General features: G+C 70.8%; 23 protein-coding genes and 3 tRNA genes. 12 read left to right on the plus strand and 14 right to left on the minus strand.

All coding sequences use genetic code 11. The features are described from left to right. Positions 1–1,210 precede the first annotated feature (1,210 nt). The 3 genes from AB0I28_RS24320 to leuC form a co-directional block, all read right to left on the minus strand. A complete protein-coding gene (locus AB0I28_RS24320; protein ID WP_357496879.1) occupies positions 1,211–1,843 on the minus strand; it encodes an HU family DNA-binding protein in 633 nt (210 codons plus the stop codon). Positions 1,844–2,078: 235 nt separating this feature from the next. Beyond that, positions 2,079–2,672, minus strand: coding sequence for a 3-isopropylmalate dehydratase small subunit (leuD, locus tag AB0I28_RS24325; protein WP_357496881.1), 594 nt, complete (start codon positions 2,670–2,672; stop codon positions 2,079–2,081). Positions 2,673–2,686: 14 nt separating this feature from the next. Beyond that, positions 2,687–4,108, minus strand: coding sequence for a 3-isopropylmalate dehydratase large subunit (gene leuC, locus AB0I28_RS24330; protein ID WP_357496883.1), 1,422 nt, complete (start codon positions 4,106–4,108; stop codon positions 2,687–2,689). A 49-nt stretch (positions 4,109–4,157) separates the two neighbouring features. Here leuC and AB0I28_RS24335 point away from each other — a divergent pair, with 49 nt between their 5' ends. The 8 genes from AB0I28_RS24335 (at position 4,158) to AB0I28_RS24370 (ending at position 9,605) form a co-directional block, all read left to right on the plus strand. Continuing rightward, on the plus strand, positions 4,158–4,844 hold the full coding sequence (locus AB0I28_RS24335) for an IclR family transcriptional regulator (RefSeq protein ID WP_184787907.1): 687 nt from the start codon (positions 4,158–4,160) through the stop codon (positions 4,842–4,844). Between the two features lie 82 nt (positions 4,845–4,926). Continuing rightward, positions 4,927–4,998: transfer RNA gene (locus AB0I28_RS24340), tRNA-Gln, on the plus strand. A gap of 216 nt (positions 4,999–5,214) precedes the next feature. Further along, positions 5,215–5,290, plus strand: a tRNA-Glu gene (locus AB0I28_RS24345). Between the two features lie 515 nt (positions 5,291–5,805). Further along, positions 5,806–5,985, plus strand: a complete 180-nt coding sequence (locus tag AB0I28_RS24350) for a hypothetical protein (RefSeq protein WP_357496885.1) — start codon at positions 5,806–5,808, stop codon at positions 5,983–5,985. Between the two features lie 114 nt (positions 5,986–6,099). Then, positions 6,100–6,172, plus strand: a tRNA-Glu gene (locus tag AB0I28_RS24355). Between the two features lie 285 nt (positions 6,173–6,457). Continuing rightward, a complete protein-coding gene (locus AB0I28_RS24360; RefSeq protein WP_357496887.1) occupies positions 6,458–7,483 on the plus strand; it encodes a tripartite tricarboxylate transporter substrate binding protein in 1,026 nt (341 codons plus the stop codon). After that, entirely contained in the window at positions 7,483–8,073 is a 591-nt protein-coding gene (locus AB0I28_RS24365; RefSeq protein WP_357496889.1) for a tripartite tricarboxylate transporter TctB family protein, read from the plus strand. Before AB0I28_RS24360 ends, AB0I28_RS24365 begins: the two co-directional genes overlap by 1 nt. After that, positions 8,070–9,605 (plus strand): tripartite tricarboxylate transporter permease, encoded by a 1,536-nt coding sequence (locus tag AB0I28_RS24370; RefSeq protein ID WP_357496891.1) that lies wholly within the window; start codon positions 8,070–8,072, stop codon positions 9,603–9,605. The genes AB0I28_RS24365 and AB0I28_RS24370 overlap by 4 nt, the downstream gene beginning before the upstream one ends. 161 nt (positions 9,606–9,766) lie before the next feature. Here the strand turns inward: AB0I28_RS24370 and AB0I28_RS24375 are convergent, their stop codons facing one another. The 3 genes from AB0I28_RS24375 to AB0I28_RS24385 form a co-directional block, all read right to left on the minus strand. Then, the gene (locus tag AB0I28_RS24375; RefSeq protein WP_357496893.1) at positions 9,767–10,060 is read right to left on the minus strand and encodes an ATP-grasp domain-containing protein; all 294 of its coding nucleotides are present in this window, start codon (positions 10,058–10,060) and stop codon (positions 9,767–9,769) included. A gap of 73 nt (positions 10,061–10,133) precedes the next feature. Beyond that, on the minus strand, positions 10,134–10,808 hold the full coding sequence (locus AB0I28_RS24380) for a response regulator (protein WP_357496895.1): 675 nt from the start codon (positions 10,806–10,808) through the stop codon (positions 10,134–10,136). Next, complete coding sequence (locus tag AB0I28_RS24385) at positions 10,805–12,370, minus strand: ATP-binding protein (RefSeq protein ID WP_357496897.1); 1,566 nt, start codon at positions 12,368–12,370, stop codon at positions 10,805–10,807. The genes AB0I28_RS24380 and AB0I28_RS24385 overlap by 4 nt, the downstream gene beginning before the upstream one ends. An 87-nt stretch (positions 12,371–12,457) precedes the next feature. Between AB0I28_RS24385 and AB0I28_RS24390 the strand changes: the two genes are divergently transcribed. Next, on the plus strand, positions 12,458–13,417 hold the full coding sequence (locus tag AB0I28_RS24390) for a tripartite tricarboxylate transporter substrate-binding protein (RefSeq protein WP_357497255.1): 960 nt from the start codon (positions 12,458–12,460) through the stop codon (positions 13,415–13,417). Here the strand turns inward: AB0I28_RS24390 and AB0I28_RS24395 are convergent. The 5 genes from AB0I28_RS24395 to AB0I28_RS24415 form a co-directional block, all read right to left on the minus strand. Continuing rightward, positions 13,414–16,575, minus strand: coding sequence for an NACHT domain-containing protein (locus AB0I28_RS24395; protein WP_357496899.1), 3,162 nt, complete (start codon positions 16,573–16,575; stop codon positions 13,414–13,416). The genes AB0I28_RS24390 and AB0I28_RS24395 overlap by 4 nt on opposite strands. A gap of 233 nt (positions 16,576–16,808) precedes the next feature. Continuing rightward, a complete protein-coding gene (gltX, locus tag AB0I28_RS24400) occupies positions 16,809–18,278 on the minus strand; it encodes a glutamate--tRNA ligase (RefSeq protein WP_357496901.1) in 1,470 nt (489 codons plus the stop codon). Next, on the minus strand, positions 18,271–19,065 hold the full coding sequence (locus tag AB0I28_RS24405; protein ID WP_357496903.1) for a fumarylacetoacetate hydrolase family protein: 795 nt from the start codon (positions 19,063–19,065) through the stop codon (positions 18,271–18,273). Before AB0I28_RS24405 ends, gltX begins: the two co-directional genes overlap by 8 nt. Before the next feature lie 180 nt (positions 19,066–19,245). After that, positions 19,246–19,869, minus strand: a complete 624-nt coding sequence (locus tag AB0I28_RS24410) for a response regulator transcription factor (protein ID WP_357496905.1) — start codon at positions 19,867–19,869, stop codon at positions 19,246–19,248. Continuing rightward, positions 19,866–20,984: a sensor histidine kinase gene (locus AB0I28_RS24415; protein WP_357496907.1), complete on the minus strand. Its 1,119-nt coding sequence runs from the start codon at positions 20,982–20,984 to the stop codon at positions 19,866–19,868. The genes AB0I28_RS24410 and AB0I28_RS24415 overlap by 4 nt, the downstream gene beginning before the upstream one ends. Before the next feature lie 167 nt (positions 20,985–21,151). On the opposite strand from AB0I28_RS24415, the gene AB0I28_RS24420 reads away from it, so the two are divergent. From AB0I28_RS24420 to AB0I28_RS24430, 3 genes are all read left to right on the plus strand, one after another. Further along, positions 21,152–21,727 carry a heme-binding protein gene (locus tag AB0I28_RS24420; RefSeq protein WP_357496909.1) on the plus strand — a complete coding sequence of 192 codons (576 nt, stop codon included), beginning with the start codon at positions 21,152–21,154 and terminating at the stop codon, positions 21,725–21,727. A gap of 122 nt (positions 21,728–21,849) precedes the next feature. After that, positions 21,850–22,005: a hypothetical protein gene (locus tag AB0I28_RS24425; protein ID WP_357496911.1), complete on the plus strand. Its 156-nt coding sequence runs from the start codon at positions 21,850–21,852 to the stop codon at positions 22,003–22,005. Further along, a complete protein-coding gene (locus tag AB0I28_RS24430; protein ID WP_357496913.1) occupies positions 22,002–23,435 on the plus strand; it encodes a cytochrome P450 in 1,434 nt (477 codons plus the stop codon). The genes AB0I28_RS24425 and AB0I28_RS24430 overlap by 4 nt, the downstream gene beginning before the upstream one ends. Before the next feature lie 25 nt (positions 23,436–23,460). On the opposite strand, the gene AB0I28_RS24435 is transcribed toward AB0I28_RS24430, so the two are convergent. The 3 genes from AB0I28_RS24435 to AB0I28_RS24445 all read right to left on the minus strand — a co-directional run bounded on the left by AB0I28_RS24435 (position 23,461) and on the right by AB0I28_RS24445 (position 25,830). Continuing rightward, positions 23,461–24,003 (minus strand): DapH/DapD/GlmU-related protein, encoded by a 543-nt coding sequence (locus tag AB0I28_RS24435; protein WP_357496915.1) that lies wholly within the window; start codon positions 24,001–24,003, stop codon positions 23,461–23,463. Beyond that, positions 23,993–24,943, minus strand: a complete 951-nt coding sequence (locus AB0I28_RS24440; protein WP_357496917.1) for a LysR family transcriptional regulator — start codon at positions 24,941–24,943, stop codon at positions 23,993–23,995. Before AB0I28_RS24440 ends, AB0I28_RS24435 begins: the two co-directional genes overlap by 11 nt. Before the next feature lie 65 nt (positions 24,944–25,008). Next, complete coding sequence (locus tag AB0I28_RS24445; protein ID WP_357496919.1) at positions 25,009–25,830, minus strand: MOSC N-terminal beta barrel domain-containing protein; 822 nt, start codon at positions 25,828–25,830, stop codon at positions 25,009–25,011. Between the last annotated feature and the right edge of the window lie 14 nt (positions 25,831–25,844).

A 25,844-nucleotide genomic window follows, 5' to 3' on the forward strand; every position in this document is an offset into this window, starting at 1 on the left:
GGTTTCGCGGAAAGGCGGAGGAGTTGTCGGGGCGGTCGGGTTAGTCGGGGTGGCCGAGAGTCGGAGGGCTTTCCGCCTCGCTCGGACGCGGAATGTCGTTGGCGGGAAGCGGCGGCAGAGCCCTCGGGTGAGGTGGATGCCGCCAGGTCGCAGGTGCGAGCCGGACAGCCGTGCGGCCGAGCCATCCGCCCGACGAAGACGCGGAATGCCGCCATGGGGGGCGGATGGGGCTGGGAAATGCACGTCGGCTATTTACTCCTTACTTTGCCTTTCGAATAGCTGCAATTCCGGCGGACCACGCGGCGCCGGGCCCTCTTGCGATCCGTACCCGGGCACCGACCGTGTCGCCCCGCGCTGGTCACCGGGCCGTGTCGTACCTAGGGCCCTGGGACGGATCGCCGAAGGTGGGTTTCCCGCCTGGGAAGTCCTGAACCCGGACGTCGCACTCGCCTGGCTTGCGAGTGGAGGTTCCGCGCGGAAGTTCTGCGTACGAGCGGCGGAACCCGAAATCCGTGCCGCGCCCAGGATGCGGGCGACGCACCGGGCGATGCCGAAGCGGCGCAGGGTTTCCCGCCTGTAAGGGGCGGCTCGGCGGCTCGAAAGACGCCTGCAACGCAACACCGTTCGGGTGGCCCGCTATCCGGGACGCACCGGCCTGCCGGAGGTGGACCGAGTGGAAGTCGTGCGGGGAGAAGACCTCCAGCCGTGGGCGTTCGTTGCCGCGGCACAGCACCGTTCCCCGGTTCGGAAGCCGTCCTGCGGTGAGAAGCGGCGATCTCCGCCGCTCAGATGCCCGTTCACCCGCGCGAACGCGGTTTTCGGCTCCCGCCACCACCATCGCCGCAAGCGGCGACGCTCAGGGCTGCTCAGGGGCCGTCCCCGCCCAACAGCGCCGATCCCCGCCCGGGCCTGGGATCGTCGCAGCCAGCGGCCGCGCAGCACCCGACTCGTCATACGACTCGGCGCCGCAACGCCATCGCGAGCGGCCACCTTCAGGCCGCTTCGGCCCTCAGCCTCGCGTCCCATTCCCATCCCATCCCCCCGTTCCCCGCCCAGAGGCACCGTTTCCCTCGAAGCGCGGGGTGGCGTTGCGGGCTGGCGTTGCGGGGTGCTGTCGGACAGGGCCGCCCCCGCCCGCACGACACCGCGCGCACAAAAAACCGCCGGAGCCAAGTGGTGGATGGCTCCGGCGGCGCATTGCCTCGCATCGCTACTTCTTCTTCGCGGCCTTCTTCGTGCTCTTCTTCGCCGCCACGGCCTTGGTCGTGGTGGCCTTCTTCGTCGCCGACTTGCTGGCGGCCTTCACGGTCTTCTTCGCCGCACCGGAGGCCTTGGTCGCCGTCTTGCGGGTGGCGGCCCTGGTGGCCGGCGCGGTGGTCTTCTTCGCCGCGGTCTTCTTGGCGGTGCTCTTCTTGGCCGCCGTCTTCTTCGCCGTCGCCTTCGTCGCCTTGGCCGACTTGGCGGCGGCCGTCTTCTTGGTGGCGGCCTTGGTCGCGGACTTCGCGGTCGACTTGGCGGCCGACTTCGTCGCGGACCTGGCCGAGGCCTTGGCCGCCGGAGCCGGCTTCGTCACACCGGACACGAGATCCTTGAAGCCCTGACCGGGACGGAACGCCGGAACCGACGTCTTCTTGACCTTCACCGCTTCACCCGTACGCGGGTTGCGGGCCATGCGGGCCGCGCGGGCCCGCTTCTCGAAGACGCCGAAGCCGGCGACAGAGACTTTGTCCCCCTTGGACACCGCGCGCTGGATCTCGTCCAGCACCGCGTCGAGCGCTGCCTGGGCACTTTTGCGGTCCCCCAAGCGGCCTGTGAGCACCTCGACAAGCTCGGCCTTGTTCACGACTTTCCCTCCCGGAATGTTCGGTGGTCCTTACGGACCGTATGGGCGAACGGTATGCCGCATTGCGTCCAAATTCAACTATTTCGGCAGGAAAGTCGTTGTGTCGCAAGGAAAAATCGTTCACCAGGCGTGAACTCGGCCCTCTCGGAGGGTCACAAGGACGATCCGAGAGGGCCGGAAAGTGATCGCGGAGCGCACTCTCGGCCACCGATCGGCGGCCCGCGAGTGCCCACGGTCAAACCGTTTGAGTCCGCGGCAAGCGCTGCGGCCGCGTTCCTTCGAAGGCGGTGATGTCGGCTTCGTAGCGCAGGGTCAGGCCGATGTCGTCGAGTCCTTCGAGCAGCCGCCAGCGACTGAAATCGTCGAGCGGGAAGGACCAGGAACGCTCCCCGGCGCGCACTTCGCGCGCCTCCAGATCCACGGTGACGGCCAGTTCCGGGTCCGCTTCGAGCGCGTCCCACAGCCATTCGACGGCCTCGGTGGGCAGTTCGACGGGCAGCAGGCCGCCCTTGAGGGAGTTACCGCGGAAGATGTCGCCGAAGCGAGGCGCCACGATCGCCCGAAATCCCTGGTCCTGAAGCGCCCACACGGCATGTTCACGGGACGATCCGACGCCGAACTCGGTGCCGGTCACCAGGATCGTCGCCCCGGCGTAGGCGGCCTGGTTGAGCACGAAGGCCGGATCGTCGCGCCAGGCCTTGAACAGGCCGTCGGCGAATCCCGTGCGGCTGACCCGCTTGAGGTACTCGGCGGGGATGATCTGGTCGGTGTCCACGTTGGAACGACGCAGCGGCGCCGCCGTACCCGTGTGCACGGTGAACTTGTCCATGTCCGAGCTCCTTCCTAGGCCAGGTCGGCGGGCGCGGCGAAGCGTCCGGCGACGGCGGTCGCGGCGGCGACCTGAGGTGACACCAGATGCGTGCGCCCGCCCGGTCCCTGCCGCCCTTCGAAGTTGCGGTTCGACGTCGAGGCCGAACGCGCGCCGGGCGCGAGCTTGTCGGGGTTCATGCCCAGACACATCGAGCAGCCGGCGAAGCGCCAGTCGGCGCCGGCGGCGCGGAAGACCTCGTCGAGGCCCTCGCTTTCGGCCTGAGCGCGCACTTTCGCCGAGCCCGGCACGATCATCATCGTGACGCCGTCGGCGACCTTGCGGCCGCGCATGACCTCGGCGGCGTTGCGCAGGTCCTCGATCCGGCCGTTGGTGCACGAACCGACGAACACGACGTCGACGTCCACGTCGCGCATCGCGGTGCCCGGCTTGAGGTCCATGTACTCCAGGGCGCGCTCGGCGGCGCCTCGCTGCACCGGATCGGCGTAGGAGGACGGATCGGGGACGGCCGCGCTCAGCGGCACGCCCTGCCCGGGGTTGGTGCCCCAGGTGACGAAGGGCGCCAGTTCGGCGGCGTCGACGACGATCTCGGCGTCGAAGACGGCGTCCTCGTCGGTCGGGAGGGTCCGCCAGTACTCGACGGCCTCGTCCCAGGCCTCGCCCTCGGGGGCGTGCGCGCGGCCCTTGAGGTAGGCGAAGGTGGTCTCGTCGGGGGCGATGAGGCCGGCCTTGGCGCCCCACTCGATGGACATGTTGCAGACCGTCATCCGGCCTTCCATCGACAGCGCGCGGATCGCCTCACCGCGGTATTCGACGACGTGACCGATGCCGCCGCCGGTGCCCGCGCGGGCGATGACGGCCAGGATCAGGTCCTTGGCGCTCACGCCCTCGGGCAGCACCCCGTTGACGGTGACCGCCATCGTCTTCGGGCGGACCTGCGGAAGCGTCTGGGTCGCCAGGACGTGCTCGACCTCGCTGGTGCCGATGCCGAAGGCGAGCGCGCCGAAGGCGCCGTGCGTCGAGGTGTGCGAGTCGCCGCACACGACGGTCATGCCGGGCTGCGTGAGCCCCAGCTGGGGTCCGACGACGTGGACGACGCCCTGCTCGTCGTCGCCGAGGGGATGCAGGCGCACGCCGAAGTCCGCGCAGTTCTTGCGCAGCGTCTCCAGCTGGGTCTGCGAGACCGGGTCGACGATGGTGAACAGGTTGTCCGTTGGGGTGTTGTGGTCCTCGGTGGCGATGGTGAGGTCGGTGCGCCGCACCGGCCGCCCCGCCGCGCGCAGGCCGTCGAAGGCCTGAGGGCTGGTGACCTCGTGGACGAGGTGGAGGTCGATGTAGAGCAGGTCGGGCTCATCGACTCCGGCGCGCACCAGGTGCGCGTCCCACAGTTTTTCCGCGAGCGTGCGCGGCTTGTCCGACATCACTGCTCCCATCATCTGGACATCCCGGGATTTGGGATGTATGTTTCGGGTCGTGGGAAACAATATCAGCGGCGTCGGGGTCCTCGACAAGGCCGTTCTCATCCTGACCGCGTGCGTGGACGGTGCGAGCCTCGCCGACCTCGTCGAGCACACCGGGTTGCCCCGCGCCACGGCGCACCGGCTCGCCCAGGCGCTCGAGGCGCACCGGATGCTGGTCCGCGACCCGCGCGGCCGCTGGCACCCAGGCCCACGACTCGGCGAACTGTCGAACGCCACACCCGACGTGCTCCTCACCGCGGCCGAGCCCGTGCTGACCGTTCTTCGCGACCAGACCGGCGAGAGCGCCCAGCTCTACCGCCGCCGCGCCGACGAGCGCGTGTGCGTCGCGGCGTCCGAGCGGTCCAGCGGCCTGCGCGACACCGTCCCGATCGGGTCGGTGCTTCCCATGTCGGCCGGCTCTGCCGCGCAGATCCTGCTCGCGTGGGAGCCCGCCGAGGCCGTGCTGCCGCTGCTGCCGCGCTGCAAGTTCACCGGCCGCACTCTCGCCGAGGTCCGCCGTCGCGGGTGGGCGCAGAGTGTCGCCGAGCGCGAGGCCGGGGTCGCCTCCGTCTCGGCTCCGGTCCGCGACCGCACCGGCCGGGTCATCGCCGCCATCTCGGTGTCCGGCCCGATAGAGCGTTTCGGCCGCCGCCCCGGTGAACGTCACGCCATGGCCGTCATCCGCGCAGGTCAGCGCCTGTCCGGACTGTAGGGGCAATACCGCTTTGGAGCTTCCCGGCGCCCTCCGGTACAGTGTTCTCCGGTGCGCCGAACGAGAACTGACGACGCGCTATTGGGGTATGGTGTAATTGGCAACACGGCTGATTCTGGTTCAGTTGTTCTAGGTTCGAGTCCTGGTACCCCAGCGTAAAGCGATCCTCCGGCCACTCGCCGGGGGATTTTGTTTTGCCCGGCATCGCTTCCGCGCCATCGGCTTTCGCGCCGCTGATCCCCTTGCCGTCGCGGTGATCCGGCCCTCGACAGGCCCGCCACGTGCACGGACTCTGCGCCCCTCGACCCGGCGGCCACCCCGCCGAACCGGCGCGAAGGCCGCCTGTAGACTTACGCAGGTTGTTCCAGAGGCCCCCGTCGTCTAGTGGCCTAGGACGCCGCCCTCTCAAGGCGGTAACGGCGGTTCGAATCCGCTCGGGGGTACCACGCAGAAAGCCCGGACTTCGGTCCGGGCTTTTCTCGTTGACGCCGCCCATTTTCGGCCCGCCCATTGACGCGTCGCCGGCCCCATTACCCCGGCAAAGCCGTTCGGCCGGATCCGACGCGCTTTCCGCGGCCGACACGGCACACGAATAAGCGAAATCGCCGAGTCCGGCGGCATGATCAGCCGTCCACTGTGCACGATCATTCGATGGTCGTTGACAGGTCGGCAACTTACCTTCGGTGACATGAACACCGCGCGAACGGCACGGCCGTCTCGCGTCGGTGCCGGGAAGACCCGACACCCACCCGTCACTACCCGTACCGGATCAGTGACCTTGCCCACCCGAGAACCGCGTGATATCTTTCGATTCTGTGACACAGCTCACAAGATACCGCGACGCGGTGAGCAGGAAGAACACGCAGGCGGATGTCACGTTCACGCGAACGTGAGGAACCGACCGATGGGAACACCCATCCCCACCACAGCCTCCCCGGACGACATGCAGAGGACTCCGACAGTGGGTATCAGGAAACACAGCACCGTCCGCGTCGACCGGCCGGCCGACGTCCTCATCCGAAGCCGCCCGCACCACACCGGCCTCGGCGACAAGGTGACGAAGCTCTTCGCGGTCGCGGCCTTCAAACTCACCGCCGCGGGCCTCGAAAAGTCCGGCGAGCGCCGCCGGCACGGGAAGTAGCCGACCCGGGAGGCGGGCCGTCCGCACGCCTCCCCACCTGCGATAACGTCACACCGATATCCCCTTGCGCGGGACCCGGTGGGCACCTGTAAGCTTGCGCAGGTTGTTCCACAAGCCCCCGTCGTCTAGTGGCCTAGGACGCCGCCCTCTCAAGGCGGTAACGGCGGTTCGAATCCGCTCGGGGGTACAAATCAACAGCTGCATCATGTGAAGGGTTCGGCGACGACTCACATTAAGTCCGGCGCCACCTTCACCCACCCCGCCCGAGGTTGAGACGGACGGGGTTACGGAGAGGCCCACCTGACGCATCAGGTGGGCCTCTCTCGTATTCACCGCCGTTCACCCCGAAGGCCGGCGGACCACAACGACCACAACTATTTCCACGACCACAACGGTGACCACCGTCACCGCTCCCGCGAGCATCGTTTCGTAGCCCCGCCGCAACGGCCGGGAAACGACCGAGGGAGAAGTCGTGTCACACACCTTTGGCAGGCGGCGGGTGCTCACTCGCGGGCTGGCCCTGGCCTGCGCGTCGCTGCTCGCCGCCACCGCCTCCGCCTGCGGCAAGGGCGGCGACGGCGGAGATTCGTCGTACCCCAGCGACACGCTGCAGATCATGGCGCCGGCCGCCGCGGGCGGCGGCTGGGACCTCACCGCGCGCACGCTCCAGCAGGGTCTCACCGACTCCGGCCTCGTCAAGAGCGCCGTCGAGGTCTACAACGTCGAGGGCGCCGCCGGAACGCTCGGGCTCGCGCAGCTGGTCACCAAGAACGAGGGCGACCCGCACCAGCTCATGGTCACCGGTCTGGTCATGATCGGCGGCGTGGTCACCAACAAGTCGCCGGTGAACCTCACGCAGGTCACGCCCATCGCGACTTTGACCGCCGAGCAGGAGGTCGTCGTCGTCCCGGCCGACTCGCCGTACGAGAACCTCCAGCAGCTCATGGACGCCGCCAAGGCCACCCCCGACGCCATCAACTGGGGCGGCGGCTCGGCCGGCGGCACCGACCAGATCCTCGTCGGGCTGCTCGCCAAAGCCGCCGGCGCCGACCCGCGCGCCATGAAGTACCTGCCCTACTCCGGCGGCGGCGAGTCGAAGGCCGCCCTGCTGTCGGGCGACCTGACCGCCGCGGTCTCCAGCGTCAGCGAGTACGCCGACCTCGTCGCCGCGGGCAAGGTCCGGGCTCTCGCGGTGTCCGGCGCGACCGGCGTCGACGCCGGCGACGGCAAGACCGCGCCCACCATCAAGGAGGCCGGCTACGACGTCGAGCTCATGAACTGGCGCGGCATCGTGGCTCCCCCCGGGATCGACGACGACGAGCGTGAGGCCGTCATCGCCCTCATCGACAAGCTGCACGCCTCGACGCAGTGGCAGGCGACCCTCGCCGACCAGGGCTGGAGCGACTTCTACAAGAGCGGCGACGACGCCACCGCCTACTTCGCCTCCGAGACCGAGCGGATCACCGGCGTCCTGAACGACATCGGCCTGGCCGGCTGATGTCCGAAACGACCCCCGAACCGGGGCCGGGCGCGTCCGAGGTGGACGCGCCCGGCCCCGGGCCGAAACCCGCGCGGACGCCGGTCGGCCCGCGCATCGTCGGCGGCGTCCTGCTCCTGACCGGCCTGTACCTGCTCTGGGAGGCCTACCGGGCGATCGGCGACGACGAGCTGACGATCATCAGCCCTCGCCTGGCACCGCTCATCGTGACGGGCATGTGGGTGCTGTTCTCCGCCATCTACTTCGTGCGGCAGCTGGTCTCCCCCACCGCCGACTACCCCGTCCCGGGCCCGCCGGACGGCCATGTGGACACCGAGGATGAGCACACCGCGTCCGACACCGTCCACGACCCCATCGACTGGCGCACCCCGACCCTCGTCGCGGTCCTCCTCGTCGCCTACGTGCTCCTTCTGGAGCACGCCGGGTTCGTGCTGTCGACGGCCGCGTTCTACCTCGGCGCCAGCCGTGTCCTGGGCAGCCGCAAGTGGATCCGCGACATCATCGTCGCCGTGGTCCTCGCCCTGGGCGTGTACCTGGCCTTCACCCGCCTGCTCGACATCTTCCTGCCCGAGGGGGTGCTCCCGCTGTGAACCTCGTGTCCGACCTCCTCGGCGGCTTCGCCACCGTCCTTTCGCCGGAGAACCTGCTCTACGCCGCCATCGGCGTCACCGTCGGCACCTTCGTCGGGGTCCTGCCCGGCATCGGCCCGGCGCTCACCATCGCGCTGCTCCTGCCGATCACCTTCAGCCTGGACAGCCCCACCGGCGCGTTCATCATGTTCGCCGGGATCTACTACGGCGCCATGTACGGCGGATCGACGACCTCGATCCTGCTCAACACCCCCGGGGAGTCGGCCTCGGTCGCCTCGGCCATCGAGGGGCACCAGATGGCCCGGCGGGGTCGCGCGAAGGCCGCCCTGGCGACCGCCGCGATCGGCTCCTTCGTGGCCGGCACGATCTCCACGATCGGGCTGACGCTGTTCGCCGAACCCGTGGCGTCCCTGGCGGTCACCTTCCGCGCCTCGGACTACTTCGCGCTCGCCGTGCTCGCCATGGTGTCGGTGACCGCTCTGGTCGGCCGCTCGCTCGTGCGGGGCCTGATCTCGCTGTCGCTGGGCCTGTTCATCGGGCTCATCGGACTCGACCAGCTCACCGGGCAGGCGCGCTTCACGTGGGACTCGATGCAGCTGTTCGAGGGCATCGACATCGTGATCGTCATCGTCGGGCTCTTCGCCGTCGGGGAGACCCTGCACATCGCCGCCCGGCTGGGCCGGCTGCCCGAGACCGTCGCGCCGCTCGGCCCGACCGGCAAGGGCTGGATGTCGCGCCGGGACTGGTCTCGCTCGTGGCGGCCGTGGCTGCGCGGGACCGCCGTCGGCTTCCCCTTCGGGGCACTGCCGGCCGGCGGCGCCGACATCCCGACCTTCCTGTCCTACACCTACGAAAAGCACCGCAGCAAGAACAAGGCGGAGTTCGGCAAGGGCGCCATCGAGGGCGTCGCCGGTCCCGAGGCGGCCAACAACGCCGCCTTCTCGGGTGTGCTCATCCCGCTGCTGACCCTGGGCATCCCGACCTCGGCGACCGCGGCGGTGATGCTCGCGTCCTTCCAGGGCTTCGACATCCAGCCCGGCCCGCAGCTGTTCGAGAACTCCTCGACGCTGGTGTGGGCGCTGATCGCCTCGCTCTACATCGGCAACCTCATGCTGCTGGTGCTGAACCTGCCCCTGATCCGCGTCTGGATCATGGTCCTGAAGATCCCCCGGCCCTCGCTCTACGCCGGGATCCTGGTCTTCGCCACGCTCGGCGTCTACGCGGTGTCGGGCAGCGTCGACCAGGTGCTGATCGCCTACGGCGTCGGCGTCCTCGGGTTCTTCATGCGCCGCTACGAGTTCCCGATCGCGCCGGTCATCCTCGGCGTGATCCTCGGACCCATGATGGAGCTCCAGTTCCGGCGGGCCCTGACGGTCTCCAACGGGGACATGTCGGTGTTCTACACGCGGCCGCTGACCGTCGCGCTGCTCGCGCTGGCGGCGATCGCCGTCGTGCTGCCGTACCTGCCGCGCCTGATCGCCGGGATGCGCGGGCGCAGTGCCGAGCGGTTCGCCTTCGGCGAGGACGACTAGGCGGCTTCACGAGAGGGCGCCGCCCCGGGTTCGGTCCCGGGGCGGCGTCATGCGCTGCCGCCTTGGGGCACGGAGACCGTCGCCGCCCACCGGATGGTCCAGCCGTGGACGTGCCGTGGACTCACCTGAAGCCGGGCATCGCGTCGTTTACGCACCGGCCCTCAGGACCCGCCGTCGGGCCGCGCGAAAGCGCGGTCGTGCGGCGACAGCGCGGCCCGCGCGGAGGCGTCGGCCTCGGCCAGGGCGAGACGGCCGTTCTCGGCGTGCCTGCACGCGCCGCGCACCTCCCCGTCGAGAACGTGCAGCCGGTACTCGGCGGTGAAGTCGACGATCCCGCTGACCAGCACCGGCGTCGCCGGGTCGAGCGCGTCGCCCCCGGGGAGTCTCGACCCGTCGGTGCACGCCAGACCGCGCCGAGTCGCGGCGTCGCGGATCGACTCGGCCGAAGGCGTCAACCGGGGCGGCAGCACGAGGGTCGCGGGCCGATCCCGTACGGGCTCACCGGCAACGGTGCCCGACCCGGCCCCCTCAATGCCTCGCCGTCCACCGGTACCTTCGCTCCGGCCGTCCCGCCGAGCCGTAGCGCAACCGCACCGCGGCCTTCCCCTCGGCGACGAAGTGCTCCAGGTACCGCCGCGTCGCCACCCGCGAAAGCCCCGCCAGACCCGCGCATTCGGCCGCTGAGAGGTCATCGTCGGCTTTGCGCAGCGCGGTCCCCACCAGGTCGGCGGTATCGGCGTTGAGGCCCTTGGGCAGCTCGACGCGGGCCGGGCGCATCGCGACGAAGAGCCGGTCGACGTCGTCCTGGCCGATGTCGCCGTCGGCGGCGAGCCCCTGGTGCGCCACGGCGTAGCGCTCCAGCCGCTCGCGCATGCTGTCGAAGGTGAACGGCTTGATCAGGTAGTGGACGACCCCGCCGCGCATCGCCTCGCGCACGGTCTCCACGTCGCGGGCGGCGGTCACGATGAGCACGTCGACGGCGACCTTCCCATCGCGCAGGCGCCGCAGCACTTCCAGACCGGTGAAGTCGGGCAGGTAGATGTCGAGCAGGACCAGGTCGGGCGTCAGCCGCTCGATCTCGGCGAGCGCGTCGGCCCCGTTGTGGGCGAGGCCGACGACCTCGAATCCGGGGACGCGGGACACGAAGCCGCGGTGGACCTTGGCGACCATGAAGTCGTCGTCGACGATCAGGACGCGGATCATCGCCGTTCTCCCGTCTCCGAGTGCGGGATGCGGGCGGTGAACACCGATCCGGACACGCTCACGTCGCCTCCGCGCTGGGTGCAGATCAGTCTGGTGAGGGCGAGACCGAGGCCGTGGCGGCCGTCGGTGGCCGGTTTGGTCGTGTAGCCCTGGCGGAAGACCTCCTCGGCGAGTTCCGTGGGGACGCCGGGGCCGGAGTCGGTGACGGTGGCGTGGACGGCGCCCTGGCCGTCGGTGCGCACCGAGACCTCGACGCGCCCGTTGGGGCCGATGGCGGCGAGGGCGTTGTCGACGAGGTTTCCCAGGACGGTGCCGACGTCGACGGCGTGGCGGTCCTCCAGGGGCGGCAGGTCGCTGTCGGGGGCGAGGGCGAGCTCGGCGCCCTGTTCGGCGGCGACGCTGGCCTTGGCGATGAACAGGGCGGCCAAGGAGGGGTCGCGGATGAGCCGGGTGACGTCCCGGTTGAGTTCCTCCTGGACCTGGCTCAGGCGGGTGATGTAGCCGATGACCTCGTCGTGCTCGCCGAGTTCGACGAGTCCGGCGATGGTGTGGAGGCGGTTGGCGAACTCGTGGGCCTGTGCGCGCAGGGTGTCGGTGGTGTGGCGGCTGCGGTCGAGTTCACGGCGCAGGGCGGTGAGCTCGGTGCGGTCGCGCAGGGTGGTGACCGAGCCGACGCGGCGCCCGCGGACGAGGACGGGCTGCCGGTTGAGGACGACGACCCGGTCGCCGGACAGGACGACGCGGTCGGCACCGGTGACCTTGCCGGTGAGGACGTCGCGGAGGTGGGGGTCCATGGGTTGCTGGTGGAGGCTGCCGCCGGTCTTGCCTTCGGGGAGGCCGAGGAGGCGGGCGGCCTCGTCGTTGATGAGGGTGACGCGGTCGGCGGTGTCGGTGCCGACGACGCCTTCGCGGATGCCGTGCAGCATGGCCTCTCGGTGTTCGACGAGCCCGGTGATCTCGACGGGTTCGAGGCCGAGGGTCTGGCGTTTGACGCGCCGGGCGAGCAGGAGCGAGCCGAGGACGCCGAGGGCGGCGCCGATGGCGAGGTAGGTGAGCAGGTCCGAGCCGGCCGACAGGAAACGCTCGGGCAGGGTGGGGTAATTGTGGCCGACGATGACGAGGCCGAGGAGGTCGCCGCGTTCGGCGTCCAGGACGGGGACGTGGGCGACGAGGAAGGCCGAGCCGTCGTCGATGACGCCGATCCAGGAGCGGCCGGCGAGGGCGTCGCTGCCGCCGAGGCCGGCGGGGCGGCCGGCGTCGGGTCCCGTGAGGAGTTTCCCGCTCGCGTCGGTGACGACGACGTAGGCCGCGCCGGACACCGCGCGGGCGCTCTCGGCGGCGGCGGCGAGCGCCTCGGATTCGCTGCCGGTGCCCAGGCTGAGGCGGACGGTGCTGTTGACGGCGAGGTTCTCGCCGACCGAGCGCAGGCGCGCGCCCTCCTGGGTGCGGAAGTCGGCGTCGGACTCGGCGAGGGACACCGCGGCGACGGCGGAGACGACCAGCAGGACGATGCCGAGCTGAAGCAGGAGGAGCTGACCGGCGAGGGTGAGGCTGCGGCGCACGGTAGTCTTCCTCCTCCGGTGGGACGCTGGTGACCTGGCGCACAGGCGATGGGTTTGGAGACTACGCGGAGGTGCGCGGTGCGGCGAATGCTGTGCGCGGCCTTGGCGGCGGTGCTGGTCCTGAGCGGTTGCGCGGCCGGTGAGCCCGAGTCGGCGGAGTTGCGGATCATGGTGCCGAACCCGCCCGGCAGTGGTTACGACGTGACCGCGCGGACGGCCGCGCGGGCCATGGGCGACGCCGGGATCGACCGCGACGTCGAGGTCTTCAATCTGCCCGGCGGTGGTGGGACGGTCGGGTTGCGGCGGCTGATGTACGAGCGGGGCAACGCCGACCTGCTGATGCTCATGGGCCTGGGCGTGGTCGGCAGTGAGCACACCTCGCAGGCGCCGGTGTCGCTGGCCGACGCCACGCCGATCGCGCGGTTGATCGCCGAGCCGGGGATCATCGTCGTCCGCGCCGACTCGCCCTTTCGCGACCTCGCCGGCCTGATCGCCGCGTGGCGGGCCGATCCGGCGGCCGTCGCCGTCGGCGGTGGGTCCTCCCTCGGCGGGCCGGACCACCTCGCGCCCATGCTCGTCGCCGATGAACTCGGGCTGGAGCCCGCCGACGTCGACTACCAGCGCTACGACGGCGGCGGGGACCTGCTGGCGGCGATCCTCAGTGGGCAGGTCGCCTTCGGCGTCTCGGGTGTGAGCGAGTATCCCCAGCAGGTCCGTTCGGGGCAGCTGAGGGTGCTGGCGGTGACCGGTGAGGAACGCGCGCCCGGCCTCGACGCGCCGACGCTGCGCGAGTCGGGCATCGACGTGGTCTTCACCAACTGGCGCGGGATCGTGGCGCCACCGGGACTGTCGGCCGAGGAGGTCGCGGAGCTGACGGGGCTGGTGTCGCGGCTGCACGGTTCGCCGCAGTGGCGGGCGGCGCTGGAGCGCTACGGGTGGGCCGACGCCTACCTGGAGGGCGAGGCCTTCGGGGAGTTCATCGGCGCGGAGACGGCACGGCTGGTGGAGACGCTGGCGGGGCTGGGATTGAGCGCGGCGGCGGGTTAGGCGCGGACGAGGAGGAGGACCTCGGACGGGGGCCAGGCCTCCGACAGCTCCCGCTGCTCGATGCGGGCAAGGGTGTAGTTGATGTCGTGAAGCACGGGTACGTAGTCCTCGGCGATCCTGGTCAGCGAGATCAGCCCGAGTTCCAGGCGAGCGAAAGCGATCCTCTCCACGTCGATCGCGACCTCCCCCAGCAGCATCGGTGTCAGCGTCGTGCGCACGTCCTGGACAATCCGCAGCACGCCCGTGCGCCAGTCCTCGCCGTCCGTGGAGCGCTCGGCGAGTCTCGCGGTCAGGCCTTTGAGGAGCAGCTCCAAGGCGTCGGGTATCGCGCCCGGGCGAAAGGAGCCGGGCGAACCCGGTGCCTGCCGGGGGACGCCGGCGGCGGCGGCCAGCAAGTCCTTGCCGATCGCCTCGACGTCTCCCCACTTCGGTGACCGCTTGTCGGTCGCCCGGGCCGTCCGCCAGAGGCCGTAGAGCACCGCCCGGACCATCGAGCCGATTCCCCCGGGCGCCGACTGCGCTTGGACGTACAGCGCCTGCAGGGATCCGTCCACCAGAGCGTCGAGCTGATCGGCGGGACTGCTCAGGAACGCATGGGGATCCTCCCCGGAGGTCTTGCCGGCGAAGAGCCGCAGGCGGGCGATGGAACGCTCCAGCCTCGGGATGAGCCCTGCGATCTCCGCCTCGGCCAGATCCATGGCCGACACGAGGTTGCCCGCGACCGCGGCCTCCACCCGGTCGGTCCTGTTGTTGACGAACAGCAGACGCCGGGGCCGCCGCTGCAGTTCCCGGACGAGAGCGCGCCTGCGCTCGTCGGTCATCTGCCGGCGATAGTCCTCCTGGACGTCGGGGGCGAGCGCCGAAGCTCCGCGCCGGGAGGTGGCGGCCTGCTCGATCTCGGCCTGGCGCAGCTTCGCCCGGACGGACTGGAGCGCTCCGATCGCCTTGGCCATGCGTGAGCTGGGGGCGATGACCTGGGCTAGCCGGAGGTGTCCCAAGAGCTTCGTGACCACGGTCAGGTGGTCGTACCCGGGTGGGGCTGCGGCTCTCTTAGCGGCCAGTTCGCAGACATCCAGCAGGGTGCGCACCTGGATTGGCCTGACCTGTTTGCGCAGGGACTCGATGAAGCCGTCCACCTGGACGCGAACACGCTCCAGGACGCCGAGGTGCGCTTCCTCGACGGGTGCGTCCGGCGTGTAATAGAGCAGTGGCGAGGTCTCCCCTTGCATCCAGATGGCGCGACCGGCGATTCCCGCGATCTCCTCCAGGGGACTCTCGCAGAGTTCGCCTTCGGTGGGAAGCCGGTAGGGACCATCGACGCCCGGCAGCCGGTTGACCCAGGCGATGAAGCGGACGGCGTCGTTGTCCCACATGCCCAGCGCGGGCCCTGCCTCGTCTGCGGCCGGTGAGTCGGGGCCCCTGCGGTGCAAGTTCAGATCACGCAGGAAGAAGCCGAAGACCTCGTTGCTGACCGGCTTGGCGCTGAAGACGGTCTCGCTGCTCAGCCAGACGAGGTCGCTGAGGGTGTGCCCGACCTGGGCGCCGATGAGGGTCTGGCGTCGCGACAGGTCGTCCTCACCGGCGGCGTCGCGCTGCATCCGCTCCAGCTTCACCCGGGTCTGGCGTTCGATGCCGCGCGCCTCGGAGGCACAGGCCAGGGCCAGCCGAAGGGCCTGCGCGGTGCCCTTGGCGATGCACGCCTCCACGACCCTGGTCGCGTCGGCGCCCGCCGCCCACAGCAGGGTCGTCTCGTACCACCAGCTCTCGTCGATCAGGGCGGCGAGCGCCTCGGTTCCGTCGGTCTCGCGGAAGGCCATGGCCGCCAGGTACTCCTGAAAGGTCAGGTGCGCGAAGGCGTACTGCCCTTCGGCCGGCTGGACGAGCAGGCCGTTGTTCTCCGCCTCCGCGAGGAAGTCCTCGGGGGTCACCCGGGTCGAAGCGGAGGCCAGTACGTCGCGGACGACCTGCTGGGCCTCGCCGATCGGGAGGTCGCGGACCCGGTGGAGCATCATGTAGCTCGCCAGGGTCTGGCACACCTGGAACTTCTGCTCCGGTGTCAGGCCCTCGTCGCCGCCTCTGATCGACTTGGCCTCCTGGCGCCGGTGCAGGAGCATCTCGCAGATCTCCTCGTAGAGGGCCGCGCGGCTGCCGGGCAGGACCTTGATGATGATGTGGACGTTGGTGATCATCGTCAGCAGCAGCGGGTTCTCGGCGAGCCTGAACAGCGCTGGGGTCTTTCGCAGCCGCTCGATGAGGTCTTCGGCCTCCTCTGCAGCGTGCTCGAGAACCGAGGCGTCCGATAGTCCGGTGCGCTGGGTCCATTTGACGCGGTACCAGTTGTGCACGAAAACGCGAATCTGCTCGGAGGTGAACCGCCGAACCTCGAGCTCGTCGGCGTTGTCGAGCCGGTTGGCCCGATAGCCGTGCGGGCGCGACGTCACCAGGAACATGTTGCGCGGGTACAGGTGGGTCTGACCTCGCACCCAGTCGACGACTTTGCGCCGGTCGGCCTCGTCGGCGACCTCGTCGAGACCGTCAAGCATCACCAGGCATTCACCGCGCTGGAGCTTGCGGTCGAACCATGCCGCGGAGTGCGAACCGTGCAGCCAGTCCAGTGCGGCGGCGAGTGTGGCGATGGTCTTGTCACCCTGCTCGATGATGGATTTAGCGTGCTGCCTGAGTTCGAGGATGATCGGCAGGCGCGACCTGCGCCTCGGGTTCGACGCCAGGCGCAGCGCCTTAACGCGCAGCAGCGTGGTCTTGCCCGAGCCCGGTCCCCCGACAATGACGAAGACTCCGCTGTCGTGGGCGTCGATGAACGCGTCGGGCGAAAGGCGTTCGCTCTTGTCGATGCGCCCGACAGTCGAGCCGGCCGCGGCCCGGCGCCGCAGGCTCAGATCGACGTAGACGTCGGGCAGTTGGACCGCGTACTGGGTCGACGTCTTCACGCCGAGCAACTGGACGTAGCGCAGGCTCACCTTGAGCCTTTCCAGGTAACGCGCCTTGTACCGCCAGGCGACACCGTAGAAGGCGTGGGCCGACCGGTTGATCCACTCCTCGATCGCCGGCTCGACCACCCGCTTGAGCACCTTCGTCACGAAGAGGATCGCGAAGTAGGCGGTGAGGATCAGCACGCTGGGGAACGGGTGCGACTGCACGGTCGTGGAAAACCCCGCACCAACGAGGGCAGGTGGGGCTAAAGCGGCCAGGATCGTCCAGAACCGCACCCCGGACGACGGCGGTGGCGGCTGTGTCGGTGTCGTCACCCGTCCGACAGTACGGTGTCCGGGCCAAGGTTCATGGACACCGAAAGGCCCGTCCGGCTACCCGGACGGGCCCCACTGTCGTGCCGTTTGCTCTCTTGCCGTTCTGCCTACGCTCGACGCAGGCCCTAGAGTGTGGCGCGAGCCGCCCGCAGCCGCTCCAGGGTCACCTCGCGGCCCAGGAGTTCCATCGACTCGTACAGCGGCGGTGAGACCGCCTTGCCCGTGGCGGCGACGCGCAGCGGCCCGAAGGCCTTGCGGGGCTTGATGCCCATGTCGTCGATGAGGGTGGCCTTGAGGGTCGCCTCGATCGCGTCGGTGGTGAACTCCGGCAGCGCTTCGAGGGCGGTGATGGAGGCGTCGAGGATCTGCGGCGCGTCGTCCTTGAAGTTCTTCGCCGCGCTGTCGGGGTCGATGGCGAAGTTCTCGCCGGCGAACAGGAAGCGCATCATCTCCGCGCCCTGCACGAGCGTGCCGGTGCGCTCCTGCACCAGCGGCGTGGCCACCGCCAGGACCCGCAGCTGCTCCTCGGTCGGCTCGTCGCCGAGCAGGCCGAACCGCTGGAGGAACGGCAGGATGCGGGCGGCGAGGTCCTCGGGCGCGAGCATCCGGATGTGGGTGCCGTTGATGGCGTCCATCTTCTTCTCGTCGAAACGCGACGGGTTGCTGTTGACGTCGCCGATGTCGAAGGCGGCGACCAGCTCGTCCTTGGTGAACACGTCGCGGTCGTGGCCGATCGACCAGCCCAGCAGCGCGATGTAGTTCACGATGCCCTCGGGCAGGTAGCCCTTGTCGCGGTAGGCGAGCAGGTCCGAGCGCGGGTCGCGCTTCGACATCTTCTTGCGGGACTCGTCGACGACGAGCGGCGCGTGCGCGAAGGTCGGCACGAACTCGGCGACGCCGATGTCGATCAGCGCGCGGTACAGCGCGATCTGGCGCGGGGTCGACGACAGCAGGTCCTCGCCGCGGATGATGTGCGTGATGCGCATCGTGGCGTCGTCGACCGGGTTGACCAGCGTGTACAGCGGGGTGCCGTCGGCGCGGGTGATCGCGAAGTCGGGGACCATGCCGGCGCGGTAGGTGACGTCGCCGCGGATGAGGTCGGTGAAGGTGATGTCCTCGTCGGGCATCCGCACGCGCAGGATCGGACGGCGGCCCTCGGCGAGGTAGGCGGCCTTCTGCTCCTCGGTGAGGTCGCGGTCGAAGTTGTCGTAACCCAGTTTCGGGTCGCGGCCGGCGGCCTTGTGGCGCGCCTCGACCTCGTCGGGCGTCGAGAAGGCCTCGTAGGCGTGCCCGGCTTCAAGGAGGCGCTTGGCGACGTCGAGGTGCATGTCACGGCGCTCGCTCTGCCGGTACGGGCCGTGCGGGCCGCCGACCTCGGGGCCCTCGTCCCAGTCGAAGCCGAGCCAGCGCAGCGCGTCGAGGAGTTGCTCGTAGGACTCCTGACTGTCGCGCGCGGCGTCGGTGTCCTCGATGCGGAACACGAAGGTGCCGCCGTGGTGGCGCGCGTACGCCCAGTTGTACAGGCAGGTACGCGCCAGCCCGACGTGCGGGACGCCCGTCGGCGACGGGCAGAAGCGGGTGCGGACTTCAGTCAAGATCGATCACCTGGTTCGTGAGCGTGCCGATCCCCTCGATCGACACGGATACCTTGTCACCGGCCACCATCGGCTCGACGCCTTCGGGGGTGCCGGTGAGGATGACGTCGCCGGGAAGCAGCGTCATCACGTGCGACACGTACGACACGAGCGTCGCCGGGTCGAAGACCATGTCCTTGGTGCGGCCGAGCTGGCGCACCTCGTCGTTGACCTCGCAGCGGACCTCGACGTCGGCGACGTCGACCGAGGTGTCGATCCACGGGCCGAGCGGGCAGAAGGAGTCGAAGCCCTTCGCGCGCGTCCACTGGCCGTCCTTCGACTGGAGGTCGCGGGCGGTGACGTCGTTGGCGATGGTGTAGCCGAAGATCGTGCGGGCCGCGCCGGCGCGGCTGACCCGGCGGGCGCCGGTCGCGCCGATGACGATGGCCAGCTCCGCCTCGTGCTCGACCTGCTGGGACACCGGCGGGATGCGGATGGCGTCGTCGGGACCGATGATCGAGGTCGACGGCTTGAGGAACAGCAGCGGCTCGGTCGGGACCTCGGCGCCGTGCTCGGCGGCGTGGGCGGCGTAGTTGCGTCCGACGCAGACGATCTTGCTCGGCAGGATCGGCGACATCAGGCGCACGTCGGCCAGTGCCCAGCGCTGGCCGGTGAAGGTGATGTCCCCGAAGGGGTGGCCTTCGATCTCGGCGACGGTCAGGCCGCTCTTCTCACCGTCGGCGGCCTTCTCGCCCTCGACGACCCCGAACGACATGCCCCTGGGATGGGCGACACGCGCGATACGCAAGAGTGCTCCCCTTCTGACCTTCCGGGCCGCCGGACTCCGGCGGTTCCCGTGGCGTTCACGGTCACGCACCGGCCGGCGGCCTGCCAACTTCTTTTCGCACCGAGAGCCTAGTCGTGGACTCGCGGCCGGTCCGCCACACCTGGCGACCCAGTAGGGTCCCTCACCGCCGGCCGGTGGCGCTCACCGGATCCGGATGAACTTGCGCTCGACGGCCGTGGTCACCGCCGCCGTGCGGGTCTCCACGCCGAGCTTGGTGTAGATCCGCTGGAGGTGCGTCTTGACCGTCGCCTCGGTGATGAACAGCCGCCGGCCGATCTCGCGGTTGCCGGCGCCCTCGGCCAGCAGGCCGAGGATCTCGACCTCGCGCGGCGACAGTGAGGGCAGCGGGTCGCGCATCCGCCGCATCATCCGGGAGGCGACCTGCGGTGACAGCACGCTCTCGCCTCGCGCGGCGGCGCGCACACCCCGGAACAGCTCCTCGGGCGGCCCCGCCTTGAGCAGGTAGCCGGTCGCTCCGGCGTCGATGGCGCGGGCGATGTCGGCGTCGCTGTCGTAGGTGGTCAAGACCAGTACCTGCGGCGCCGGGTCGAGCGCCCGCAGCCGCCGGGTCGCCTCGACGCCGTCGACGCCGTCGCCGAGCTGCAAGTCCATCAGCACCACGTCGGGCGCGGCGACGGCGGCCTCGCGCAAGGCGGTCTCGGCGTCACCGGCCTCGCCGACGACCTCGATGCCGTCCTCACCGGCGAGCAGCGCCTTCACCCCCGCCCGCACGACGGCGTGGTCGTCGACCAGGTAGACCTTCACGCGTCCGCTCCTTGCCTGCCACGGACCGGGAGCGACACCGACACGGCCGTGCCGTCGCCCGGCGCGGTCTCCACGGCGAGGTAGCCGTCGAGGGCCGCGGCGCGTTCGCGCATCGCGGCGATGCCGTAGCCGCGGCCGGGTTCACCGACCGGTGCGTCGGGGTCGAAGCCGGCGCCGTCGTCGCGGACGTCGAGGTTGACGTGGTCGCCGATGCGGGAGACGGTGACCACGGCGTTGCGGGCCCCGGCGTGCTCGCGGACGTTGGCCAGCGCCCCCTGCGCGACCCGCAGCAGCACCGCCGAGGTCGCCGGGGGCAGGTCGCCGAGCTCGCCTTCGGCGTGCACCCGCACCTCAAGGCCGCCGACCGCGCCGGTCTCGGCGGCAAGCGAGTGCAACGCGTCGAGCAGCGGAACCGGCACGCCGAGGTCGCGGACGAAGGCGCGCGCCTCGGTGAGGTTGCGGGCGGCCATCTCCTCGGCGAGGCGCACGTGCTCGCGCGCCTTCTCGGTGCCCCAGGACCGCTCGGCGTTCTGGAGCAGCAGGACGATCCCCGACAGGCCCTGCGCGAGGGTGTCGTGGATCTCGCGGGACAGGCGGGTGCGCTCTTCTAGTACGCCGGTGCGGTGCTGGGAGGCGGCCAGTTCGCCGCGGGTGCGCTTGAGGTCGAGGACGGTCGCCACAGTCATGCCCGCGATCGCGATCGGCACGAGCACGAGGCTGGGGTCGACGACCTCGTTGAGGGCGAGCAGGGCGACGATCACCGCGACGGTCAGCAGTGCGCCGACGATGACGGTCGCGCGCGGGGAGAGCAGGCGCAGGCAGAGGAACAGCAGCGGGACGGCGACGACGGCGAAGGAGGGCGCGCGCCAGGTCAGCGCGAGCCAGCAGACCAGCACGGCGGCGAGCCACCCGAGCGACCAGGCGCGGCCGAGGCGCGACCAGCCCCACACCCCGGTGGCGTAGACGACGGCGGTGATCGCGGCCAGCGTCAGGTCGACGACCATCGCGCGGTCGAAGGAGTGGCGGATGAGCAGGCGCGAGGCCCCGGCGGCCATCAGCAGGAAGAACCCGGCGTGCATGGCCACGTCGAGCAGTTTCGGCTTCTCCCGGGGCATGTCCGCACCATATCCGCACGTCACGGGGTCCGTGTCGGTCAATCGGATGACAGGCGGGTGCGTCTTGTCGACGCGCCTGGTTCACGCCCGCGCCCGACGTCGCGGGCGGCCCGCGTCCGCAGTGTTGGGGAGGCAAGACACCCGGAACCGATCGGATGGAGAACCTCGTGAAGAAGCCCCTGCTCATCAAGACCGTCGCCGCGACCGCTCTCGGCCTGAGCGTCATCGGCGGCCTTGCCGCGACGGCCACCGCCAATGTCGACGGCCCGGCGGCCACCACCGCCACCGCTGTCGAGGCGAGCTCGAAGAAGCCGAAGGCCGACGCGGTCACCGAGACCGACGTGCTGTCGGCCGAGACGGCGATGAAGGCCGCGCAGGCCGCCTTGAAGGAGGCCGAGAAGCAGGGCCAGCGGGTGACGATCGCGATCGTGGACCGCTCCGGTGCGACGCGGCTGATCGTCGCGGGCGACGAGGCCGGTCCGCAGACGGAGGACTCGGCCGTGCGCAAGGCGTTCACCGCCGTCTCCTTCGGGCGCGCGACCAGCGGGCTCGCGGAGGGCGCGACCGGTGACGCCCCCAACATCTCCGACATCCCCGGGACCCTGTTCCTCGCCGGCGGCGTGCCGGTGGCCGTCGACGACCTGGCGATCGCGGGGATCGGTGTCGGCGGGGCGCCCAGCGGTGACATCGACGAGGCCATCGCCAACGCGGGTCTCGCGGCGATCGCCGGCGACCTCAAGTAGGGGCCGGACGCCACTTTCGGCCGGGGCACGCGATGCCCCGGCCCTGACGCGCCAAACGGCTGCGGCAGGGGCCGGTGTTGACCATTATGGGAGGGTCTGCGCAAATTCCAGGGAGGAAGGCCATGTCCACGATCCGCGATCTGGTCCTCGACCAGTTGCGCGTGTGGAAGATGACCACGGTCGGCGAGTGCACCGCGCGCAGGGACGGGCCAACGCTCATCGACATCCCCGTCCAGTCCGTCCACTCAGGCAACCGACCCGCAGGAGGCAAGCGATGACCGGCCCGACCTTCCCGCAGGTGTCCACACTCGACCAGGTGCGGCTGCTGCTCCTGCACAACGCCAACTCGCTCGGCCGAGGCCTGGTGATCGCCCGGCCCCGCGTGAACGCCCTGTTCACGAAGTTGCAGGCCGACCGGCGCCTGGTGCGCATGCTCGACCGCCTCCACGACGAGTACGGCGGGCGGCCCGTGTGGACGACCGGCCCGACCGGGGAGACCCTGCTCGTCCTGTCCCGCTCGGACATGCGGCGGGTGCTGTCGGGCTCCGACCGGCTCTACGCCCCGGCCACCCCGCTCAAGCGGCGGATGATGGGCCACTTCCAGCCCGACGGGGTCATCATCACCGGCGGCGAGCTGCGCGAGAGCCGCCGCCAGTTCAACGAGGTCGTCCTCGACTGGGGCCGCGACGCCCATCGCGAGGCCGCGCGCTTCGCCATGGTCGTCAACGAGGAGATCGAGGCGCTGCTCACCGGTCCGATCGCCACCGGCCGGCCGCTGAGCTGGCGTGCGCTGCGCCGCTGTGTCCAGCGCGTCGGACGCCGCTGCGTCCTCGGCGACGTCGCCGCCGAGGACGTCGAGGTCACCGAACTACTGGAGACGCTCCGCCGCGAAGGCAACTGGCTCGGGCTGCGCGTGTGGCGGCGCTCCCGGATGCACGCGCTGCGCGCCCGCTTCGACGACCGCGTCCACCGCTACATCGACGTCGGCCAGGGCGGCAGCCTCGTCGGGCGCTTCGCCGACCTGCCCATCGAGGCCCGCGTGCACCCGTCCGGGCAGGTCGCGCAGTGGATGGCGGCCTTCGACACCATCTCCCAGCTGATCGCGCGGACCCTCGCGCTGCTGTCGACCCACCCGTGGTTCCTCACCGCCATCGAGGAGGAACTCGCCGACGCCGACCGCTTCCACGACGCCGGGACGGCCGCCTCGGTGCTGGCCATGCCGCACCTCAAGGCGACCGTCATGGAGGCCGCGCGGCTGTGGCCGATCGTGCGCGACCTCAACCGCGTGGTCACCCGCGACGTCGAGTGGGACGGCGTGCGCGTCCCCGCCGAGGCCGAGGTCTCGATCTCGCTGGTCTACCACGGCCGGGCCGGCTACCGGGGCCGCTCCGCCAACCGCTTCACCCCGCAGCAGTGGCTCGACGGCGGCTCGGACGGCGACTGGGGCCTGTCGCCCACCGGCCGCGGCCCGACCGCCTGCCCGGGCGGGGACCTCGGTGTCTTCATCGCCACCACGGCTCTGGCGGCCTGCCTGCGCCAGTCCCGGTTCCGGCTGCTCACCCAGGAGCTGCGCCCCGACCAGCCGCTCCCCTACAGCTTCGATCCCTTCCGGGTGAAGTTCGCCGTCGCCGACCGGCCCGACAGCCCGCCGACGGTGATGGTCCCGATGGGGCCGGGCGACTTCGGCTTCGACGACGTGGAGGACTGACCCGGGCGGCTGCCCGGCGGATCCGTCACCACCGCCGGATCACGGCGGCCTTGGCGCCGGCGACCAGACTCGCCGCCGGAACGTCCTCGGCGACCACGGCACCGGCCGCGACCACCGCGTCGCGGCCGATGCTGACGCCCGGCAGGATCGTGGCGCCCGCACCGATCCACACGTTCTCCGCGACGTCGATGGGCGCGCCGGTCAGCCACCCACGCCGCTCCTCGGGGTCGACCGGGTGGCCGACGGTGATGAACGTGGCCTTCGGTCCCACCATCACGCGCTCGCCGAGGCGAATGCCGGCGTGGTCGAGGAAGGTGCAGTTCTGGTTGACGAACACGCGCTCCCCGAGGTCGAGGTTGAGGCCGTGGTCGGTGAAGAACGGCGGATGGATCGTCACGCCCGCCGGCAGCGGCCTGCCGAGGATCTGTTCGAACAGGTCCGCCTTGCCCGCCTCGTCGGCGAAGGGCAGGAGGTTCAGGCGGGAGGTGAGTTCGGTGACCCGCAGGACCCGCGCGGCCATGGTCTGGAACTCGGCGCTGCGGATGCGCATGAAACGGTCAGCGGTCATCGGTACTCCTTCGTGTCCTCGCCCAGGACGGCAGCCAGGCCGATCCGGGGAGTTTCGGCAGGCTGCCGAGATGGGTCAGGACGCCGCGGAGTCCCGGATGCGGGTCCGCGGCGGGAAGGATCAGCGAGAGCGGGTAGGCCACCACCGGATCGACCAGGGGGATGCGGCGCAGGTCGTGTCCCGCCGGCCAGGCGTAGCGGTCGCGGGCCCCCACGAGGGTGGCGACGTCGGTGGATTCGGCGAGGACGTCCATGAGGACCTCGTCGCCGAAGTGCGGGCCCGCCGCGTCGACGCGCAGGCCGAAGTCGGCGGCGAGCTGGGCGTAGAACACCGCCCACTCGCTTCGGGGCGCGATGCCCGGCACCCAGATCCGGTGGCCGGCCAGCCGCGACGGGCTCAGGCTCCGCGCGGCGGCGAGCGGGTGCCCCGGGCCGGTGAGGAGTTCCAGCGGCGAGTCGAAGGCGCGGATCATCTCCAGGTCGGGCGGCAGTGCGGCGGGCTCGGTCAGAGTGCGGAAGGTGGCGTCGATGTCGCCGGCCTCCACGGCGGCGACCGCCTCGCGAGGGTCGGCGACCCGGAGGGTCACGACGTCGAGGTCGGTCTCCGGCTGCGCCCGCCAGTAGTCGTGCAGCGCCACGGCCTGCGCGCTTCGCAGGCCGAGGACGTCGATCCGCAGGGCGCGCGAGCCCGGCCGGACGGCGGTGACGGCGCGCTCGGCCCGTGCGACGATGCCTCGCGCGTGCGGCAGGAACGCCTGGCCGTCGAGGGTCGGCTCGACGCCACGAGGAGTGCGGGTGAACAAGCGGACGCCCAGTTCGCGCTCCAGCACGGCGATCCGTTTCGACACCGCCTGCTGCGTGACGCCGAGCTCCTCGGCCGCGCGCCGGAGCTGTCCGAGCTCGGCCGCGCGAACGAAAGACCGCAGTGCCTCGGTGTCCATCACCGCAAGTTACGTGGACAACCGATCGTTGTGGCCCGCCGGGGACCGGGTTGTCCGAGCAACGCTCACAGCTCGGCCTCACCCCAGGCGGTCACGTCGAAGGCGTCGCCGACGGCGACCTTCCCCGGCTTGGTGACGGCGAACTTCGCGCCGAACACGACACCGCCCTCGGGGTGCCGGCGGTAGCCGGCCAGTGTCCGCAGCGGCTCGGGTCCCGCCTTGCCGCCGCTGACCTGGTCGACCATGGTGACCGCGCAGCGCACGGCGAGTTTGGCGTAGGCGAGTTCGGCGCCACCGATCCGGACGGTGTGCGCGAGGTCCTCGCGGTGGGGTTCGTCGATGCCTTCGAGGAGGATGTTGGGCCGAAAGCGCGCGGGCGGCAGCGGCCCGAGACCCCGTTCGCCGACCCGGCGGTTGAGTTCGGCCATCGAGGCGGTGGAGAAGGCGTGGACGGCGCAGCTGTCGGCGTAGGCGGAGGTGCCGGCGACGCGGCCGTCGGTGACGCGGCCGTGGTCGGGCGGGACCCGCACGAGGCGGCTGGGCACTCCGAGGACCTCGGTGAGCCAGGCGGCGGCGTCGTCGCCCTGGTCGACGCCCCGGTAAGGGCTGCCGAACATGGTGACGTCGCTCGCGGGGACTCCTTCGGGGATCTCGGCGCGCAGGTCGCCGATGCCGGGCGCCGAGAGCGTGACGCCCTCGGCGTCGGCGGCGGGCCGGATCACCGCGAGGGAGCGGTCGGAGCGCTGGCTGCGGAAAACCCCGCCGGGCCCGACGACGAGGTAGGCGCGGTCGAAGGGCAGGCCGGTCTCGTGAAGGGTCGACTCGGTGAGTCGGACGCCGGCGCACCCTTTGACGGGGTAGGTGAAGAGTTCTGCGACTGTGGCCACCCGCAGAACGGTAA

This window comes from Phytomonospora sp. NPDC050363 (genome assembly GCF_040655735.1).
Classification (GTDB): Bacteria; Actinomycetota; Actinomycetes; order Mycobacteriales; family Micromonosporaceae; genus Phytomonospora.